Below are 18,733 nucleotides of genomic sequence, written 5' to 3'. Positions count from 1 at the left end.
TTACTTGATGATTACAAATATTTTACTGATATTTGCACACTCTTAAAAAAATTAAGCGAAGAACAATTAACAATATATTTAAAGGCATGTCTAGAGTTTGTGATTTAACCGGAAAAATGGCAATGACAGGTTTTAATGTTTCTCACTCAAACGTTAAAACCAAGCGTAAGTTTTATCCCAACTTACAACTTCAGAAATTTTATATTCCTGATGAGGATCGTTGGATAACACTGAAAGTATCTACTTCAGCTATCAAAACCATCAATAAAATTGGTATTACAGAAGCGATTAACCGCTTCATGAAAAAAGGATATTTGTAGAAACATTGGTTGATGTGAAATCAACCTTAATATTAATAAAATGGCAAAAAAAGGTAACAGAGTACAAGTTATTCTAGAGTGTACAGAACATAGAGCAAGCGGCATGCCTGGTGCTTCTAGATATATCACTACTAAAAACCGTAAAAACACTACTGAGAGATTAGAGTTGAAAAAATTCAATCCAGTGTTGAGAAAAGTAACTGTACACAAAGAAATTAAGTAATACATTTAGTATTTAACTAAATACAATCTATTTAGATCATGGCAAAAAAGGTAGTTGCAACCCTGAAAACGGGTAAAGGAAAGGAATATTCGAAAGTTATTACAATGACTAAGTCGCCAAAATCTGGTGCTTATTCTTTCAAAGAAGTTATTGTTCACAACGATCACGTTCAAGATGCTATTTCTGCATCTAAAAAATAATTTTAATATTTTATAATATTAAAGCCGTCCCTTTATTCTGGGAGGGCTTTTTTTGTTTTTCTATACATTCTTATGGGTTTATTTGATTTTTTTAAGAAAAAAGAGACCGCGCCTGAAGCGCAGGAAGCTCTCGACAAGGGATTAGAGAAAACTAAAGAGGGCTTTTTAAGTAAGATCACTAAAGCTGTAGCTGGTAAATCTACAGTGGATGATGATGTACTGGATAACCTCGAAGAAGTTCTGGTAACCTCTGATGTTGGTGTAACCACCACATTAAAGATTATCGATCGCATACAGAAACGTGTAGCAAAGGACAAATACTTATCTACCTCCGAACTAAACAATCTGCTGCGTGATGAAATTCAACTGTTACTTGCAGAAAATAACAGCAACGATTTCAGAAGTTTTGAATACGGTAACCACAAGCCATACGTTATTATGGTAGTTGGTGTAAATGGCGTGGGCAAAACCACAACAATAGGGAAACTGGCACATAAACTTAAAGCAGAAAATCTTAAAGTTGTTTTAGGTGCTGCCGATACTTTTAGAGCCGCAGCGGTTGAGCAGATTAAACTTTGGGGTGAGCGTGTGGGCGTTCGTGTGGTAGCACAGGCAATGGGATCTGATCCTGCTTCTGTAGCTTTCGACACATTGCAGTCGGCCGTTGCTAATGGCGAAGATGTTGTAATTATTGATACTGCCGGACGTTTGCACAACAAGGTTGGTTTAATGAACGAACTTGGTAAAATTAAAAATGTGATGCAAAAGGTAGTCCCTGGAGCACCGCACGAAATATTATTGGTACTTGACGGATCTACAGGACAAAATGCTTTTGAACAGTGCAAGCAATTTACTGAAGCAACCGATGTAAATGCCTTAGCTATTACTAAACTTGACGGCACTGCTAAAGGTGGCGTTGTTATCGGAATCTCAGATCAATTTAAAATACCCGTAAAATACATAGGCGTTGGCGAAAGCATGAACGACCTGCAATTGTTTGATAAAAAAGCATTTGTTGATAGCTTGTTTAAATAGCACACTCCGTCATCTCTCCTATCGTCGAGATGACGAAGCGTTTAAAAACATCATTAGTTACTATTCTTGGATGGCTGACGTACAAACAAGCATAAAATAAAATAAAAAAATATACTGACTTACAAAACATGAATACAAAAACTTCCACAAAAATAATCCCCGTTAAAAAACCAAAGATCAACGTAATTACACTGGGCTGCTCCAAAAACACTTACGATTCTGAGGTTCTAATGGGTCAATTGCGCGGAAACAGTTTAGATGTTGTTCATGAGTCTAATCAGATTGGCAAAAATGATATTGTGGTAATCAATACCTGTGGTTTTATAGATAATGCAAAGCAAGAATCCATAGACACCATATTACAATACAGCCAGCTAAAAGATGAAGGAAAAGTTGGTAAAGTAATTGTGACCGGATGCTTATCTGAGCGTTACAAACCTGAATTAGAGGCTGAAATTACTAACGTTGATGCCTACTTTGGCACCAACGATTTAAATAACTTACTGCACTCCTTAGGTGCAAATTATAAGCATGAGCTAATAGGCGAACGCCTGTTAACTACTCCTTCTCATTACGCTTATTTTAAGATTGCAGAAGGCTGTAACAGACCTTGCTCTTTCTGTGCCATTCCGCTGATGCGTGGTAAACACGTATCCCGTGATATGGAAGAATTGGTGAATGAAGCTAAGATATTAGCTGCCAACGGAACCAAGGAACTTATTCTAATTGCACAAGACCTTACCTATTATGGCCTTGACATTTATGGAAAACGTAACCTTGATGAGTTATTGCGCAGACTATCTGACGTGAAAGGAATTGAGTGGATCAGGTTGCAATACGCCTACCCTTCTGGCTTCCCTATGGAAATTCTTGATGCCATGAATGAGCGCGAGAATATTTGCAAATATTTAGACATGCCTCTGCAGCACATCACAGATAACATGCTAAAATCTATGCGCCGTGGTATTACCAAGCAAAAAACCATCGACATTGTGAATCAGATTAGAGATAAAGTACCGAACATCGCTATGCGTACTACTTTAATTTGTGGATACCCAGGAGAAACTGAGCAGGATTTTGAAGAAATGCTTAGCTGGGTAGAAGAAACCCGTTTCGACAGATTAGGATGTTTCACTTATTCGCATGAGGAAAAAACCCATGCACATAATCTAGTTGATGATGTTCCTGAAGAAGTAAAACAAGCACGTGTGGATGCGATTATGGAATTACAACAAGGTATTTCTTTTGACATAAACCAGGATAAAGTAGGTAAAACCTATAAAGTTTTGGTTGACAGAAAAGAAGGTGATTTCTTTATTGGCCGTACTGAATTTGACTCTCCGGAGGTTGACAACGAAGTTTTAATTGATGCTGCAACAGGTTATGCAGCCAATGGAACCTTTGTAAATGTTAAGATTGATCGTGCTGAGGATTTCGATCTATATGGACAGATTGTAAAATAAAGGCTTCATATTTAGATTTATAGTTTATTAGCTTAAATTCGTGGCAATGCAAGCTAAATACATCTCTTATCAGGAAACTAATGCGTTCTCTTCCACCGTACTAGACTACATCGGAAAAAATGAGAAGCTGAGCCCTTTTTACAAGTATGAACCGGATTTTACTGGCTTTACTAAGGCTATTGCTGAACGAAATTTTAGTGCCGACAGAGCTATTCTGGTTAGCACTTTACAAAAACAATATTCATCAATTCATGTTTCGTCATTAGTAAAAGCCAACATTGAGCTGTTAGCCGATAAGAAAACTTTTACTGTTACGACAGGCCATCAGCTAAATATATTTACCGGACCTCTATATTTTATCTACAAGATAGTAACGGCAATAAACCTTGCCAGTGATTTAAAACAACAATTTCCTGATTACAATTTTGTTCCCGTTTATTGGATGGCCACAGAAGATCATGATTTTGAAGAGATCAATCATGTTAAGGTTGAGGACAAAATGATTACCTGGAATAAAAAAGCTGCCGGCGCTACAGGAAGACTAGACACCTCTGACATCGCAGAAGCTCTTGCTGCTTATAAAGGATATCTTGGGATAAGCGAAAATGGTATTAAGTTTTCTAAGATAGTTGATCATGCTTATACTAAAAACAAAAAGTTAGGTGACGCTACCCGTGAACTGGTAGATGCTCTTTTTGGCAAGTATGGTCTGGTTTGCGTAGATGCCGATGACCATAATCTTAAAAGCGAGTTTGCTGAGATTATCTATAAAGATATTACCGAAGAAAATAGCTTTAAGCATATCAGCAAAACCAATGCTAAGTTAGAAACCCTCGGTTACAAAGCTCAGGTTAACCCAAGAGAGATCAATTTCTTTTATATGATTGATGGTTTAAGGGAACGTATTATTGAAGAAAAAGGTCGTTACAAAGTGATGAACTCTTCTATTGATTTTACTAAAGAGGAATTGCAAGAAGAAATAAATTCATACCCCGAAAGATTTAGCCCTAATGTGATAATGAGACCTGTTTACCAGGAAGTGATTCTACCTAATATAGCCTACATTGGCGGTGGGGCGGAAGTTACTTACTGGCTGCAATTAAAAGCAAACTTTGACCATTATAAAATAGATTTCCCTGTATTGATACTGCGTAATTCAGCTATGCTTATCGACAAAAGAAGCGAAACCAGAATGGAAGTATTGGGGATTAGTCACAGGAATTTATTTAATGAACCAGAAGCGCTAAAGAACGAGTGGGTTAAATCTCACGTTAACCTTCAGTTCTCTCTTGATAACGAAGAACGATCTATAAGAGCTGTTTTTGATCAAATAAAGCTTAATGCTTATAAAATAGACAAAAGCCTTTCTCAATCTGCAGATGCAGCAAAAACAAAGGCTTTAAAACTAATCTCTACACTGGAGAAAAAGATGTTAAGAGCCGAAAAGCGAAAGCATGTTACTTCATTCTCTCAAATAGATAATCTTAAAGAAAAACTATTCCCTTCGGGTGTGCTACAGGAGAGGGTACTTAATATTGCACCAATGATTGTGCTTTACGGTGATGATTTTATTGATTCATTGATCACCCATTTCAAACCCTTAGACCATCAGTTTACAGTTCTTTTTGCTTAAAAAATCAGATGACCTTTTACACTTTTACAGAAACCAAATTACGCCAGTTTACAGAGAATGTATTTTTAAAAATGGGATGCCCGTTAACCGATGCTCAGTTGGCGGCAGATGTATTATTAAAATCTGATTTAAGAGGTATTGATTCACATGGTGTAGCACGTTTAAGCGGCTATGTCCGTTTGTGGGAAAAGCAGCGGATAAATGCGAATCCGGTAATAAAAATTGTTCATGAAACTCCTACAACCGCCACCGTTGATGGCGATGGTGGTTTAGGTTTAGTGGTTGCTCCTTTTGCAATGAAAGTTGCAATTGAAAAAGCGCGGATTTATGGTAGCGGGTGGGTAGCTGTCAAAAATTCAAATCATTTTGGTATTGCCGGTTATCATTCGTTAATGGCAGTTGAAGAGGAAATGATTGGTATTAGCATGACTAATGCGAGTCCGCTTGTTGCGCCTACTTATGCCAATGAACGGTTGCTAGGCACCAATCCTATGTGTTATGCTTTTCCGGCAGGTAAATATCCTCCTGTTATAGTTGATATGGCAACTGCCGCAGCAGCAAATGGAAAACTGGAGATTGCTCAAAGAGCAAATCAACCTATTCCCGAAGGATGGGTACAAGATGCCTCAGGCAATACTTCAACAAACCCGCATCAATTAAAAGAGGGTGGTTCATTACTGCCTCTTGGTAGCGACAAAGATCATGGAAGCCACAAAGGTTATGGTTTAAGTGCTACTGTGGATATTTTATCTGCAGTATTGTCTGGCGCAAATTACGGCCCCTGGGTACCGCCATTTGTTGCTTTTCTAGAGCCCCCTGCTGACCCTGTTGGAGAAGGTATAGGACATTTTCTTGGTGCGATGAGAGTTGATGGCTTTAGGCCGGCGCAGGATTTTAAAGATCATCTTGACAATTGGATTGAACGCTTTAAAAGTGCTAAAACTGTTGATCCGGATAAAAAGGTAATTATTCCGGGAGAACCGGAATTTGCTTATGAGCAAGAGCGTAGAATTAATGGTATCCCGTTAATTGACGTGGTTGTTAATGATTTGAACGAACTCGCGAAAAAATTAGAAATAGAGGGGCTATAAAGCCCCTTTAAAAGAAAATGCTAATGCTGGTAGATCTTTCTGGATATTTTTTGGCAACCATACTTTTACAGTAGTCCCCTTGTTTTCCCATTTAAGTTTCTGACCGGTTTGAATTAGTTGAACTGCAGTTCCTTTAGCAGGTATGTTTCCATTCCAAACTACATATTCAGGAGTTTTATCTTTAAGGCAAGTTAATGCATACTTGGTTTTTCCGTCCTTACTTTGGGTAAACCAGGTGTCACCATCATGATATTCCTTAGTGATTCTTGTATCATAAATAGCCTTTCCATTTATATTTAGCCATTTACCTATGTTTTCAAGTCTTGATATTGCATCCTGAGGAATAGTTCCATCCGCTTTCGGACCAATTCCCAGCAACAGACTGCCTCCTTTTGCCACCACCTCAATTAAAGTATGAATTACCTGGGTGGCAGACTTATACTGATCGTTAGGAACAAAGCCCCATGCACCGCCTAAGGTCATACAGCTTTCCCATGGGTTTGCTAACTGTGTTTTTGGCACGCTTTGTTCGGGTGTTTGATAGTTCTCATAAGGCCCATGAACGGTTCTATCTACCATTAATAAACCTGGCTGTGCTTTACGTGCCATAGTGGCAATTGCAGGCATATCAATGTCCTGACTCCATTCAGGAATTTTCATTCCCCATGCAAGTACTTCTTCATTAACGGTTTCTAATGGTCTAACCCATCCACCATCTAACCATAGAATATCAACTGAACCATAATTATGCATCAACTCACTGATCTGGTTAAATGTCTGTTTTTTAAACATGCTCCATCTCCATGGATTTTTTCTGATATCGTAGTTATTGTTTCTATCCGCGGTTGCATATTTTGGCCACCAATAGTATTCAGAATGCCAATCGGGTTTTGAAAAGTAAGCCCCAATCATAAAGCCTTGTTTGCGAAAAGCATCGAATACATATTTTGCAACATCAGCTTTAGGATTATCCTTAAATGGTCCGGCAGAGATCTTAAAATCTGACTCTTTAGTATCAAACATATTGAAGCCATCATGGTGCTTGGTTGTAAATACCAGGTAACGCATGCCTGCATCTTTACCTGCCTTTGCCCATTGTTCTGGATTAAATTTAACAGGGTTAAAATCCTTACTTAAACCCCAGTACCATTTTTTATAATCTTCGTAGTTACTCGTGCTATCTCTTGAGATCCAATCTTCTGAGCAAATAGACCATGATTCAATAATGCCTGGAACGGCATATAGCCCCCAATGAATAATCATTCCGAATTTTTGATCCTGCCATTTGTCTAGTTTTTGGCTAACCAGAGGATCTTTAGGCCATTCGTATACAGTTGACTGTTGATGTACACCGTTATCCTGGGCTTTGGATGTGCCAAAAAGTGCGACTAAACCTATTATTATAATACTTTTTTTCATGCACCCTAAAAGTAAAGAAATCCCCATCGATTGCCAACCGTGATTTAATATTAATTATATAAAAAAAGAGGGCCCTAAATGGAAGGGCACTGAAAAAGTGGCTCGAAAATAACCGAGAGAAATAAAATTATGAAATAATTGAATTTGACCCTCTCAGGGTCGGCTACAGAAAATTTTAACTAGAAAAACTTCTTACAACTTAATGAAAATGGGGCAATTCATGATTTATGAACTACCCCATTTTTGTAAAGGACTTTTTCAGTGCCCTCCCTAAATGACACCCTCTTTTTACTATTTAAATAAATCTTTGGTTCTAGTTTATTCCTCTCAGTAGCCTATTCCATCTTATTTTATTAAAGAATGATCCATTGGTATTATAGCTCATCCAAATAAATAATGCTTTTCCTACAATATGATCTTCAGGTACAAATCCCCAATAGCGAGAATCTAATGAGTTATGTCTGTTATCTCCCATCATCCAGTAGTAGTCCATTTTAAAAGTATAACTGGTTGCAGGTTTACCATTAATCAACCAGCCAGTGCCAGCTTTCTCTAACTTGTTACCCTCATAAATTCTGATACTTCTCTCGTAAAGAGGCATTGATGCACTATCCAATTGAACTGTCATCCCCTTTTTAGGTATAAGAATGGGGCCAAAATTATCAGCATTCCAATTTCTTTTTGGATCAAAAGGGAAAACATCTTTCTCCTGATAGCCTTCTGGTTGAGTCACTTCTTTTACAGATTGCACAAAATCCAGTTTACTAACCTTATCCATCATTGGTTCTGTGCCTGTAAAACTATAAGTATTAGGAGATGATTGATTAATATCCTCTGATATATTAAATCCAAGATCCTCAAAAACAGAGAAATTGATATCGGCTGTTTTAAATGTAACTGCATAAGTCATCTGCCCAGTACTTTTAAGTTTCTCTGGTTTACCATTTACAGAAACAAGACCATCTTTCATACTAATTATGTCACCGGCAATACCGATGCACCTTTTAATATAATTCTCTCTTTTATCAACAGGTCTGCTTACAACAGTGTAGTGTTTATTAATTGCATCCCAGCCTTCTGATCTCACCATTTTATAGTAGTCAACGTCCTGAATCTCCAGGGCTACAGTATCACCCTGAGGGTAGTTAAATACCACTACGTCATTTCTTTTGATCTCAGATAAGCCTGGCAATCTGCGGTACTTCCATTGCACGCCATCCCAATATGCTTTAGTACCGGTTAAAGGCATTGTATGATGAGCAAAAGGGAATGCAACTGGTGTCATTGGCACACGAGGGCCATAATTAACCTTACTAACAAATAAGAAATCACCTATTAATAATGATCTTTCCATAGATCCTGTTGGGATAGTATATGCTTCTATAAAAAATACCCTGATTATCGTAGCAGCAATTACTGCAAACAAAATAGCATCAACCCATTCTCGGCTTCTGGATTTTTTCTTTTTTGGCTTAGTGTCCTTATTCTCCTTTTGCCAGAATTTCCAATTCATATTTTTTTATTATTTAAAATTAAATATATCAGCAATGTTATAAAAGCCCTGCTTTTTTTCAAGCCATTCGGCAGCTACTACTGCACCTAATGCAAACCCTGAACGATTATGAGCAGTGTGTTTAAATTCGATCTCATCTACCTCAGAACTATAAACCACTGTATGTGTACCTGGTATATTTTCTATTCTATGCGATTCAATCAGTAATTGTTCTTTCTTTAATACATCATCGAACTCTGTACCTACAAGTTCATTTACCCATTCACGTTTTCTGTCAACATTCTCGATAATGCCTTCGGCGATAGTCATAGCTGTACCACTTGGTGAATCTAGTTTCTGCGTATGATGTATTTCCTCTACCTGGACCTCGTATGCAGGGAAGTCGTTCATTAACTTCGCCAATACCTTGTTCATGTGAAAGAAGATATTAACCCCAATGCTAAAGTTTGACCCATAAAGAAGTGCATTGTTACGCGTAAGGCACTCATTTTTTACTTCCTGCAATTGGCCATACCATCCCGTAGTACCTACAACAACAGGAACATTTGCATCAAAACAGGTATAAATATTATTTATTGCCGCATCAGGAGCACTAAAATCGATAGCTACATCGGCCTTTCGCAGATTAGCAACCGTTAAGTCATCAAGATTATCAATGCTGATTTTCAAAACTACCTCATGTCCTCTTTCTAAGGCAAAACGTTCGATAATCTGACCCATTTTGCCATAGCCTAGTAATGCTATTTTCATTGGTTTTATTCTTTTATTTGTTACAAACCAGACTTAAACATAAGACTGAATCATCTAATTTTTTATTTTTTTGCTAAAGGTATTAAAAGCCCTCATATACGAGTTCAAACTTGCGTAAAAATATACTATAATCTGATAGTAAGTTTTATCCCAGGCGTTACATTATTAAAACCATACATGGTATCAGTGTTGATTAGACCAGGAGAAATTTTCATCCCTATATCGTCTACATTAAAATATTTCAGGCGGGCATCTATATAGGCCTCGACTACATTAAGTAGATACAACCCAACGTATGAGAAAATAATTACCTCTTTATTTCTTCTGAAAAGATCCTTTGCAGTAATTAATCCAGCCTCATCCATGTTGTTATATGGGAAATCGGCACTTTTCTCATTATTATTCGCTCTACGATAAATGATTTCATCATAAAAAAGCTTGTAATTCTTACTATTGTCTATAAACGAAATCGTAAGAAGCGTTATCCCTGTATAAAGACCGGCAACTTTTGCCAGCCTATAAACGGTAACCCCATTTCTGATTTGTCCAAGTCCGGGAAGCATAAGTGAACTTAGTGCAGCTCTTCTGCCTGCAATTTTACCAAGATTTACGTAGGCCGGTTTTTTAATTGTATCTACTTTTTGAGCCCTTACAGGTTCTACTACTGGTTTTGCTTTAATCACCAGGGTATCCTTTTTAACAACAGGAGTTTCCTGGGCACGAGCTAACGCTGTCACAAAAAGAAACAAAACCGATAGCAGCAGACTTTTGTACATTACCAATCTAATAATTCCAGAATACGGCTTAGGTCATCCTCAGACATAAATGGGATCTCTATAGCCCCTTTCCCATTTTCACCGACTTTCAGCTTAACTTTAGTGGCAAATTTAGATGCTAGATCTCTCTGTAGTTTTTGATATTCAAATGAAACACTAACAGGCTGTCTGCTTGGTTTTGCTTTTACCTGAACACTATTTATGCTTCTTACTAACTCTTCAACCTTGCGCACCGACAGTCCCTTATCAATGATCTCATCATGAATAAAGAGCTGTTTTTCTGCCTGTTCTACATTTATCAGTGCACGTGCATGTCCCATAGAAATCTTTTGATCTCTTATAGAAACCTGTATTGCTGGTGGCAATTTCAGTAAGCGAAGATAATTGGTTACCGTAGTACGATTTTTACCAACTCTTTCACCTAATTGCTCTTGTTTCAAATTACATTCATCTATCATCTGCTGAAAGCTCAGTGCAATCTCAATTGCATTAAGATTTTCACGCTGAATATTCTCAATAAGAGCCATCTCCAGCATTTGCTGATCATTGGCACTGCGGATATATGCAGGAATTTCGGTTAGGCCTGCTAACTTAGAAGCGCGCAATCTTCTCTCTCCAGAGATCAACTGATATTTACCTCCAGGCTGTTTTCTTACCGTAATTGGCTGTATTAAACCTTGAACCCTGATAGATTCAGAAAGCTCATTTAAAGCAACCTGATCAAATTCAGTACGAGGTTGATACGGGTTAGTTTCAACATCATTAATATTAATATGCCCAATATTATTGTTGTTACCGCCCTCTTGCTTTGTTTCGCTTACCGGGTTCACCCCGTTCTTTGGCGGGTTTACAGCATCTGAGTCATCCAAAAGCGCACTTAACCCTTTACCTAAACCTGTTTTTCGCTGAAAAGATGTCATTAAAAATATTTTTAAATAATTGCTGTAGTTGTATTCTGTACTTCCTTAACCATTCCGTTTTTATGAACAATTTCACGGGCAAGGTTCAGGTAGTTAATTGCGCCTTTACAAGTGGCATCATGCATAATTACTGAAATACCGTAACTTGGGGCCTCACTTAAGCGCGTATTACGCTGAATAATTGTGTCAAAAACCAACTCCTGGAAATGGGTCTTAACCTCTTCTACAACCTGATTTGACAGTCTTAAACGCACATCATACATCGTAAGTAGAATTCCTTCAATTTCCAATTCAGGATTTAAACGGTTTTGAACAATTTTAATTGTGTTCAAAAGTTTCCCTAGTCCTTCAAGTGCAAAATATTCACATTGTACAGGGATAATTACTGAATCAGCAGCTGTAAGTGCATTAATGGTAATTAAACCTAAAGATGGTGAGCAGTCAACAATAATAAAATCATACTGATCTTTAACTTTTTCAAGAACAGCCTTCATCTTATATTCCCTGTTGTTCAGGTTTATCATTTCGATCTCTGCACCTACCAAATCGATATGTGCCGGAAGCAGATCAAGATTAGGAGTTTCAGTTTTCTGAATGGCGTCTACCGCATCGATATCATTAATGATACACTCGTAAATGCTATTTTTGATGCTTCTTGGGTCAAAACCAATACCAGAGGTAGAATTGGCCTGAGGATCAGCATCAACTAATAATGTTCTATATTCTAGTACGGCTAAACTTGCGGCTAAGTTAATTGATGAAGTAGTTTTCCCTACGCCACCCTTCTGATTTGCCAATGCAATAATTTTACTCATCTATCTAATTAATAATTACAATTATTCTCTAACGGCTTGTATTTACTCGACGTAAATCTATAAAAAATGCTATTTTTGTGTTTATTTAGGCATATTTTAACGAATAGCTAAGATACAAACTAAATGGCAAAATTAGTATTAAAGCCTTAAGTGTTTTAAACATCTTATTAACAATTTATACATGGTAACCATCATATCCGGAACCAACAGACCTGAAAGTAATACGCTAAAAGTCGCTAAATATTATCAGAAAACTCTGGCATTAAAAGGCTTAGAATCTACCATTTTCAATCTGGAAGATTTACCCGATAACCTTATCGCGTCTGATTTGTATGGAAAACGAAGCCCTGAATTCCAGATTATTCAGGAAATGGTAACCCAAACTACCAAGTTTCTTTTTATCATACCAGAATACAATGGAAGTTTCCCCGGAGTATTAAAAGTCTTTATTGATGCCTGCAACTTTCCAGAAAGCTTTTACGATAAAAAAGCGGCCCTTGTAGGTATATCATCCGGTAAATACGGAAACATACGTGGTGTTGATCATTTTGGTGGTGTATGCAGTTACCTGCATTTAAATGTGCTACCCCTGAGGCTCCACATTGCAACCATTAAAGCCGAGTTAAATGAACAGGGCGATTTCTTTAAAGAGGATACCCTTAAATTTACCGACCAGCAGATAAATAAGTTTATTGCGTTTTAAAACTCATCCAGGTTTTACCTTCATTTCCAAAAACAAAGTATCCCGGATATAGCATTTCCGCTAAATCTTCTAATGCGTTTACAGCCACGTCTGCCTCATCTGCCATTGCAGCTTCATCATCCCAAAGATATATTCTGTCGTACTCAACAGCAGGCCAACCCTTATCCAACAACGAGGGCACAACTCCCATCAACTGCAACATACTGGTGCTTTTTTCATAATAAATAACTACTCTGGCTGTATGAACATCATCTTGTAAGACCCCACCAGCTTCGGCAATAAGTGCTTCCAAATCTTTTTTAAGATTATTCCTGGTATCAAGACAAGCCACGGCAACTTTGTCCATAAACTTAATTTTATGCTGAATTATGTCTACTCGTTCCTGAAAATTTTCACGTAATTGTTCGTCCCCAACCCTATTTATAACCGCATTTAAAAAAGACATATCGATTTATTTATTACTTTGTGCAAAATTAGTATTCCTAAACTGATGCATCGTATTATAATAAATATTTTTTGCATACTGCTTCTACCTATTGTCTTTTCGTGCAATAGCTCTTCCTCCAATAAAGGAAAAAAGGTATTCAGCATGAACCTGGACCAGAATTTAACCTCTCTGGATCCCGCTTTTGCACGCAACCAAAATGCTTTATGGATGATTAATCAGGTATTTAATGGATTGGTACAGGTTGACAGTAACCTTAACATAATGCCTTGTATCGCAAAAACGTGGCAAATATCTACAGATGGACTAACATATACTTTTAACCTCCGCAACGATGTGTATTTTCACAACGACCCCATTTTCCCCAACGGAAAAGGCAGAAAAGCCATAGCTGCTGATTTTGTTTATAGCTTTTACCGTCTCATCGATCCTAAAGTTGCGTCTTCAGGTGGCTGGATATTTAGCGACAAAGTAAAAGACATCAATAATTTTGTAGCAATAAATGACAGCACTTTTCAGGTTAAACTCATAAAGCCATTCCCTGCTTTTATGAAATTACTTACCACTCAATATTGTTCGGTAGTGCCAAAAGAAGTTGTAGATCATTATGGCAAAGATTTTCGAAGCCATCCAATTGGAACAGGGCCTTTTAAATTTAAATATTGGAAAGAAGATGAAATACTGGTATTGCTCAAAAATGAAAATTACTGGGAAAAAGCAGGCAATACCAAACTACCTTATCTCGACGCAGTAAAGGTCTCCTTTATCACAGATAAGCAAAGCGCATTCATGAACTTCCTTAAAAAGGATCTCGACTTCTTTGACAAGGTAGACGGCAGCTATCGCGATGACATCTTAACAAAAAGCGGAAAGATGACTGCAAAATATAAAGGCAAATTCAACCTCAGAAAGAGCCCTTACCTTTGCACAGAGTATGTAGGAATACTTGTCGACACCAATATAGCCATTGCCAAACGCTCTCCATTAAAATACAAAAAAGTAAGGCAGGCCATAAATTACGCCATTGATAAGCCTAAACTAATCAAATATTTACGTAACAGCATAGGCATACCGGCAACTTCTGGCTTCATTCCTCAAGGCATGCCCGGGTTTGACAGCACAGCAGTAAAGGGGTATCACTATGAACCAGAAAAAGCTGCAGTGCTGTTAGCAGAAGCCGGCTTTCCAAATGGCAAAGGGATGCCACAGGTTACCCTCAGCACTTCTACTACTTATAAAGATCTTATAGAATTCATACAAGGTGAATTGGCCGCAATCGGTATTAAGGTAAAAGTAGATGTAAGCCCCAATGCAAGCTTAAGGGACCTCATGTCAAAAAACGAAGTGAATTTTTTCAGAGGTTCCTGGATAGCAGACTATCCGGATGGCGAGAATTATCTTGCCATGTTTTATTCTAAAAACAAAGTCCCTAATGGTCCAAATTACACAGCCTACTACAATAACGATTTTGACAGGTTATTTGAACAAAGTTACTATGTTAGCGATAATGCAAAACGCTATCTTCTTTATCAAAAAATGGATCAAATGGTAATTGATTATGCAAACATAGTTCCCATTTATTATGATCAATCAGTAATTATGACGCAAAATAACATTAGTGGGTACAATATGAATCCGCAAAACCTAATGATTCTTAAAACGGTAAAAAAGAATTAAGAACCCCATCATCTCGCTACCTCGTTAGTCCGTCATCTCTCCTATCGTCGAGATGACGGCAACTTTACACAATTTGCAATTCGCAATATCAATTATTGCACACCACCTCCCATTCCGCCTTGCTCTTCTTTCTTCAAGTCGTCATTTTTAATAGATTTCTTTTGAGTAAACTTAAGCTTACCAAAGTTATAGCTAAAGTTTAAACCAAAAGAGCGCAACGGATAATGGATATCAGTATTCTGTGTTGATGTTGCAGTATTATTTACAGTCTTAATATTCAAATCTCTGCTAAACGGATTCAATACATTTAAGCCAATAGTTGCTTTTTTATTAAGAATCTCTTTTTTCACGGCACCACCATAAAAATACATTGCATCAGTTTTTCCCTGAAAAGTCCTTCTTGGCGAGTTAATTACCCCCCAAAGTTCAGTACTCCACCCTCCAGTCAAAGCATATGCTGATCTGGCAAAAGCAGTATAATTAACAAAAGTTCCGGTATTTATATTATTATTTGCATTGCTTACATCGTAGGTATTCATTCCAAAATTGGCCATTAAGGTCCATTTCGGTTTAGGGTTGTATGAACCGAAAACGTTAAAACCATACGATTGACTGGTACCTACGTTGGTATAAGATGTTAAGTTTTTGTTTACCCCATCTTCTACAATCGGACTGATAAAACTTTCAATCACATTCTTTGTATTGCGGTAAAATACTGAGGCATTAATTACAGAACCTTTAATAAAGGTTGAGTATCCCACTTCAATGTTATCACTCAACTCTGGCGACAATTCAGGGTTACCCTGCATCGGATTATAAATATCACTTTCATTTCTAAAAGGATTCAAATAAAACAAACTTGGTCTCTGTATCCTGCGGTTATAACTCACCTTAACAGTGGTCATCCCCTTTAAAGTCTGCGATAAAACTAAGCTCGGGAACAGGTTAAAATAGTCATTTTTAAAGGGCAAAATGTTACCAGCCAATCCATCAATTTTAGTGTACTCAGCTCTTAAACCGGCTTTGGCAGTAATTTTTTTAGTTAGTTTAAAACCAAGCACACCATAAGCAGAACCTACATTCTGATCGTAGTCAAAATCCTGGGCATTCTGATCATAGTCACTTATAATGTTCCTAAAAATACCTTTCAACCCGGTTTCAAGTGTGGTTGTTTTACTAAAAGGATAAGTATAATCAGTTTGCAAAGTGTACTCATTATTTTTACCCGTATTGCCTCCAATTAAAGTAAAATCAGGCACACCCTCGCTTACAAATCTATTGGTAAAATCACTGGTATTTCTTCCTCGCGAAAGCTGTGCAGAAACACTCAATTCTTCACCTTCCTTTTTACTTGTTTTCCTGTAATCTACGTTCCAGTCCATGTTATTGAACCCCATATCCATATCTCTAATATTCTGAGAAAAAACATTATTGGTCAATATATCAGAGCTGCCTGGCCCTCCATTAGAGAATCTGTTAAATTTAACCGTAGAACTAATGTTGTGGTAACTGTTAAAATCATAATCCAAACCAGCACTCCCGTTGTATCCAACTCTGGACCATTTAGAAAAACCATTCTGCGAAACGGTATTTGTAACCCCATCTACAACAGAACTATTAAACACAACAACCTTCGAATTCTGTGGATAAGCATGATTTACACCTAGATTACCTGTTAACGATAAACGGCCTGTTTTAGCATTTAAATTAAACGCGCCATTATTTGAACGTGTACCGGCCGATGTATTTATACTTCCACTGACACCTTCAGCAGTTTTCTTTTTTGTGATGATATTGATGATACCACCCGAGCCTTCAGCATCGTATTTTGCAGAAGGGCTTGTAATTACTTCCACACTTTTGATCTGCTCAGCAGGAATCATTTTCAAAGCATCAGCCACACTGTTTGCCATTGTTCCTGAGGGTTTTCCATTTATCAAAACACGAACTGCACTTCCGCGCAACTGCACATTTCCGTTTATGTCAACAGAAAGCATAGGTACTTTACGCATTACATCAGTTGCATCTCCACCGGCATTGGTAATATCGGCCTCAGCATTGTAAACCAATTTATCAACCTTATTCTCAATCAAAGATTTTTCTCCCACAATTGCAACCTCTTTCAGGTTACTTTCTGTAGGGCTTACATAAATAGTTCCTGCGTTTAAATCAGGTTTTTCCGGGCTCGTCTTAACCGATATAGATTTTGTTTTATAGCCCATAAACCCAATAGAAAGCTTATATTGGTCGGGCGCAACATTTTGCAAAACTATTTTACCTTTCTCATCAGTTACCCCTCCATTTACAGATTTATTATCAGCTGTTTTTATTAATGATACTGTTGCATAGTCAATAGGTTTTTTGGTAAGCGAGTCTAAAATCAATGCTGTAATACGTCCAGTCACTTTAGGTTTTTGTGGTGCCCCACCCAAAGAAAACTGCGCATTAGCATTCAGCATTAACCCCAATCCCGCAAATAGTAGTATAATTCGTTTCATAAAAATTTTATTTCTTCAATTAGTCTGCGCAAAATCGGTTTTGTTACACTTTTTATCAATAGAAATTAGATTATCTGCAAACGGGAAGCGGTGAAATGCTCTTTTTTATCGGCCAAAAGCTTCAGCCAACAATTCATAAGAGCGTAATCTGGCATTATGATCAAAAATATGTGACGTAGCCATAATCTCATCAACTTCTGTCTGATCCAGAAATTGCTGCAAATCCGCTTTTATCGTTTCCTTGCTTCCTGTAAAAGTACAAGCCAGCATTTGTCCTGCCTGCTCTTCCTCATAATCTGTCCATATTCCCTCCATGCTATCAACAGGAGGTTGCAAAAGTCTGCGCTTTCCGGTTACAATTCCTCTAAACAATTGATACAACGAAGTGGCAAGTTTATTAGCCTCCGCATCAGTATCTGCAGCAACAACGTTTACACAAGCCAATACATATGGTGCAGCCAAATGCTCAGAAGGTTTAAAGTTCTTTCTGTATATATTTATTGCCGTAAGGAACTGAGCCGGGGCAAAATGACTTGCAAAGGCATACGGCAAACCCAATGCAGCAGCCAAATGTGCACTATCAGTACTCGATCCCAATATCCATATCGGAATATCAAGTCCTTCACCAGGAATTGCCCTTACATTACTTCTGTGATTATCTGGCGATAAATAGGCTTGTAACCTCAGTACATCTCCCGGGAAATCCTGAGCAGCATGCATACGCTCACCTCTAATTGCCGCGGCCGTTGCCTGATCTGTGCCTGGTGCTCTTCCCAATCCTAAATCTATTCTATCAGGATATAGTGAAGCAAGAGTACCAAATTGTTCAGCTATAATTAAAGGCGAGTGATTCGGCAACATTATACCACCAGCACCTACTCTTATTTTTTTTGTTCCACCGGCTATGTGGCCTATTACTACCGATGTTGCTGAACTGGCAACACTAATCATATTATGATGTTCGGCCAACCAATACCGGTTATACCCCCAATCTTCAGCATGGCGGGCAAGGTCTAAACTTTTCTTAAAGGTATCGGCTGGGGTCTTGCCCTCAACAACAGTTGCAAGATCTAATGCAGAAAAAGGAATGGTGTTCAGTAATTTTTTCATATTGCTTAAAAGTAGGCTGCAAAACTACACCCTATTTAAGCGAAACTTCATTTTCTAATCACTATATGACTTTAAATCCACGGAACTTCCAAAAGCAGGCAACTATTTAAAAGCCGCTAACGTATCTGTGAATATAAAGCTT

The 18,733-nt window shown here is 37.7% G+C and carries 18 protein-coding genes; 9 read left to right on the top strand and 9 right to left on the bottom strand.

What is annotated here, in order from left to right; all coding sequences use genetic code 11:
- The first annotated feature begins 86 nt into the window (after positions 1–86).
- The 7 genes from rpmB to HQN86_RS00260 all read left to right on the top strand — a co-directional run bounded on the left by rpmB (position 87) and on the right by HQN86_RS00260 (position 5,965).
- The gene (gene rpmB / locus HQN86_RS00290; protein ID WP_039866682.1) at positions 87–320 is read left to right on the top strand and encodes a 50S ribosomal protein L28; all 234 of its coding nucleotides are present in this window, start codon (positions 87–89) and stop codon (positions 318–320) included.
- 40 nt (positions 321–360) lie between these two features.
- Complete coding sequence (gene rpmG / locus HQN86_RS00285) at positions 361–543, top strand: 50S ribosomal protein L33 (protein WP_048903767.1); 183 nt, start codon at positions 361–363, stop codon at positions 541–543.
- A gap of 38 nt (positions 544–581) precedes the next feature.
- Positions 582–743, top strand: coding sequence for a DUF4295 domain-containing protein (locus HQN86_RS00280; RefSeq protein ID WP_069378912.1), 162 nt, complete (start codon positions 582–584; stop codon positions 741–743).
- A 72-nt stretch (positions 744–815) separates the two neighbouring features.
- A complete protein-coding gene (gene ftsY / locus HQN86_RS00275) occupies positions 816–1,778 on the top strand; it encodes a signal recognition particle-docking protein FtsY (RefSeq protein ID WP_172659056.1) in 963 nt (320 codons plus the stop codon).
- A 128-nt stretch (positions 1,779–1,906) separates the two neighbouring features.
- Positions 1,907–3,241 carry a 30S ribosomal protein S12 methylthiotransferase RimO gene (gene rimO / locus HQN86_RS00270; protein ID WP_048903765.1) on the top strand — a complete coding sequence of 445 codons (1,335 nt, stop codon included), beginning with the start codon at positions 1,907–1,909 and terminating at the stop codon, positions 3,239–3,241.
- Between the two features lie 46 nt (positions 3,242–3,287).
- A complete protein-coding gene (gene bshC, locus HQN86_RS00265; protein ID WP_172659055.1) occupies positions 3,288–4,874 on the top strand; it encodes a bacillithiol biosynthesis cysteine-adding enzyme BshC in 1,587 nt (528 codons plus the stop codon).
- An 8-nt stretch (positions 4,875–4,882) separates the two neighbouring features.
- A complete protein-coding gene (locus HQN86_RS00260; RefSeq protein WP_172659054.1) occupies positions 4,883–5,965 on the top strand; it encodes an Ldh family oxidoreductase in 1,083 nt (360 codons plus the stop codon).
- Here HQN86_RS00260 and HQN86_RS00255 read toward each other — a convergent pair.
- The 6 genes from HQN86_RS00255 to HQN86_RS00230 form a co-directional block, all read right to left on the bottom strand.
- Complete coding sequence (locus tag HQN86_RS00255; RefSeq protein ID WP_172659053.1) at positions 5,960–7,384, bottom strand: alpha-L-fucosidase; 1,425 nt, start codon at positions 7,382–7,384, stop codon at positions 5,960–5,962. The two genes, HQN86_RS00260 and HQN86_RS00255, sit on opposite strands and share 6 nt — an antisense overlap.
- Positions 7,385–7,697: 313 nt before the next feature.
- Positions 7,698–8,897 carry a signal peptidase I gene (gene lepB, locus HQN86_RS00250; RefSeq protein ID WP_172659052.1) on the bottom strand — a complete coding sequence of 400 codons (1,200 nt, stop codon included), beginning with the start codon at positions 8,895–8,897 and terminating at the stop codon, positions 7,698–7,700.
- 9 nt (positions 8,898–8,906) lie between these two features.
- Positions 8,907–9,647, bottom strand: a complete 741-nt coding sequence (gene dapB, locus HQN86_RS00245; protein WP_048906372.1) for a 4-hydroxy-tetrahydrodipicolinate reductase — start codon at positions 9,645–9,647, stop codon at positions 8,907–8,909.
- A gap of 125 nt (positions 9,648–9,772) precedes the next feature.
- A complete protein-coding gene (locus HQN86_RS00240; protein WP_172659051.1) occupies positions 9,773–10,423 on the bottom strand; it encodes a DUF5683 domain-containing protein in 651 nt (216 codons plus the stop codon).
- Positions 10,423–11,343: a ParB/RepB/Spo0J family partition protein gene (locus HQN86_RS00235; RefSeq protein ID WP_172659050.1), complete on the bottom strand. Its 921-nt coding sequence runs from the start codon at positions 11,341–11,343 to the stop codon at positions 10,423–10,425. The genes HQN86_RS00240 and HQN86_RS00235 overlap by 1 nt, the downstream gene beginning before the upstream one ends.
- An 11-nt stretch (positions 11,344–11,354) precedes the next feature.
- Positions 11,355–12,158, bottom strand: a complete 804-nt coding sequence (locus HQN86_RS00230) for a ParA family protein (protein ID WP_048906375.1) — start codon at positions 12,156–12,158, stop codon at positions 11,355–11,357.
- Between the two features lie 181 nt (positions 12,159–12,339).
- Here HQN86_RS00230 and HQN86_RS00225 point away from each other — a divergent pair, with 181 nt between their 5' ends.
- Positions 12,340–12,861 carry an NADPH-dependent FMN reductase gene (locus HQN86_RS00225; protein ID WP_172659049.1) on the top strand — a complete coding sequence of 174 codons (522 nt, stop codon included), beginning with the start codon at positions 12,340–12,342 and terminating at the stop codon, positions 12,859–12,861.
- On the opposite strand, the gene HQN86_RS00220 is transcribed toward HQN86_RS00225, so the two are convergent.
- The gene (locus HQN86_RS00220) at positions 12,848–13,306 is read right to left on the bottom strand and encodes a hypothetical protein (protein ID WP_172659048.1); all 459 of its coding nucleotides are present in this window, start codon (positions 13,304–13,306) and stop codon (positions 12,848–12,850) included. The two genes, HQN86_RS00225 and HQN86_RS00220, sit on opposite strands and share 14 nt — an antisense overlap.
- Positions 13,307–13,450: 144 nt before the next feature.
- Between HQN86_RS00220 and HQN86_RS00215 the strand changes: the two genes are divergently transcribed.
- Positions 13,451–14,983, top strand: a complete 1,533-nt coding sequence (locus tag HQN86_RS00215; protein WP_317171619.1) for an ABC transporter substrate-binding protein — start codon at positions 13,451–13,453, stop codon at positions 14,981–14,983.
- A 92-nt stretch (positions 14,984–15,075) separates the two neighbouring features.
- Here HQN86_RS00215 and HQN86_RS00210 read toward each other — a convergent pair whose 3' ends face one another.
- Together HQN86_RS00210 and HQN86_RS00205 are read right to left on the bottom strand one after the other, a co-directional pair.
- The gene (locus tag HQN86_RS00210) at positions 15,076–17,481 is read right to left on the bottom strand and encodes a TonB-dependent receptor domain-containing protein (RefSeq protein ID WP_172659046.1); all 2,406 of its coding nucleotides are present in this window, start codon (positions 17,479–17,481) and stop codon (positions 15,076–15,078) included.
- A 105-nt stretch (positions 17,482–17,586) separates the two neighbouring features.
- Complete coding sequence (locus HQN86_RS00205) at positions 17,587–18,591, bottom strand: LLM class flavin-dependent oxidoreductase (protein ID WP_172659045.1); 1,005 nt, start codon at positions 18,589–18,591, stop codon at positions 17,587–17,589.
- Between the last annotated feature and the right edge of the window lie 142 nt (positions 18,592–18,733).

This window comes from Pedobacter panaciterrae (genome assembly GCF_013204795.1).
GTDB lineage: Bacteria > Bacteroidota > Bacteroidia > Sphingobacteriales > Sphingobacteriaceae > Pedobacter > Pedobacter panaciterrae.
The sequence above is the reverse complement of the archived record's forward strand: the minus strand, read 5'-3'. Positions and strand labels throughout refer to the sequence as shown.

Excerpts from the sequence above, each read along its gene's own strand:
- rpmB (WP_039866682.1), top strand. The coding sequence starts at position 87 with ATGTCTAGAGTTTGTGATTTAACCGGAAAAATGGCAATGACAGGTTTT.
- rpmG (WP_048903767.1), top strand. The coding sequence starts at position 361 with ATGGCAAAAAAAGGTAACAGAGTACAAGTTATTCTAGAGTGTACAGAA.
- HQN86_RS00280 (WP_069378912.1), top strand. The coding sequence starts at position 582 with ATGGCAAAAAAGGTAGTTGCAACCCTGAAAACGGGTAAAGGAAAGGAA.
- ftsY (WP_172659056.1), top strand. The coding sequence starts at position 816 with ATGGGTTTATTTGATTTTTTTAAGAAAAAAGAGACCGCGCCTGAAGCG.
- rimO (WP_048903765.1), top strand. The coding sequence starts at position 1,907 with ATGAATACAAAAACTTCCACAAAAATAATCCCCGTTAAAAAACCAAAG.
- bshC (WP_172659055.1), top strand. The coding sequence starts at position 3,288 with ATGCAAGCTAAATACATCTCTTATCAGGAAACTAATGCGTTCTCTTCC.
- HQN86_RS00260 (WP_172659054.1), top strand. The coding sequence starts at position 4,883 with ATGACCTTTTACACTTTTACAGAAACCAAATTACGCCAGTTTACAGAG.
- HQN86_RS00255 (WP_172659053.1), bottom strand. The coding sequence starts at position 7,384 with ATGAAAAAAAGTATTATAATAATAGGTTTAGTCGCACTTTTTGGCACA.
- lepB (WP_172659052.1), bottom strand. The coding sequence starts at position 8,897 with ATGAATTGGAAATTCTGGCAAAAGGAGAATAAGGACACTAAGCCAAAA.
- dapB (WP_048906372.1), bottom strand. The coding sequence starts at position 9,647 with ATGAAAATAGCATTACTAGGCTATGGCAAAATGGGTCAGATTATCGAA.
- HQN86_RS00240 (WP_172659051.1), bottom strand. The coding sequence starts at position 10,423 with ATGTACAAAAGTCTGCTGCTATCGGTTTTGTTTCTTTTTGTGACAGCG.
- HQN86_RS00235 (WP_172659050.1), bottom strand. The coding sequence starts at position 11,343 with ATGACATCTTTTCAGCGAAAAACAGGTTTAGGTAAAGGGTTAAGTGCG.
- HQN86_RS00230 (WP_048906375.1), bottom strand. The coding sequence starts at position 12,158 with ATGAGTAAAATTATTGCATTGGCAAATCAGAAGGGTGGCGTAGGGAAA.
- HQN86_RS00225 (WP_172659049.1), top strand. The coding sequence starts at position 12,340 with ATGGTAACCATCATATCCGGAACCAACAGACCTGAAAGTAATACGCTA.
- HQN86_RS00220 (WP_172659048.1), bottom strand. The coding sequence starts at position 13,306 with ATGTCTTTTTTAAATGCGGTTATAAATAGGGTTGGGGACGAACAATTA.
- HQN86_RS00215 (WP_317171619.1), top strand. The coding sequence starts at position 13,451 with ATGAACCTGGACCAGAATTTAACCTCTCTGGATCCCGCTTTTGCACGC.
- HQN86_RS00210 (WP_172659046.1), bottom strand. The coding sequence starts at position 17,481 with ATGAAACGAATTATACTACTATTTGCGGGATTGGGGTTAATGCTGAAT.
- HQN86_RS00205 (WP_172659045.1), bottom strand. The coding sequence starts at position 18,591 with ATGAAAAAATTACTGAACACCATTCCTTTTTCTGCATTAGATCTTGCA.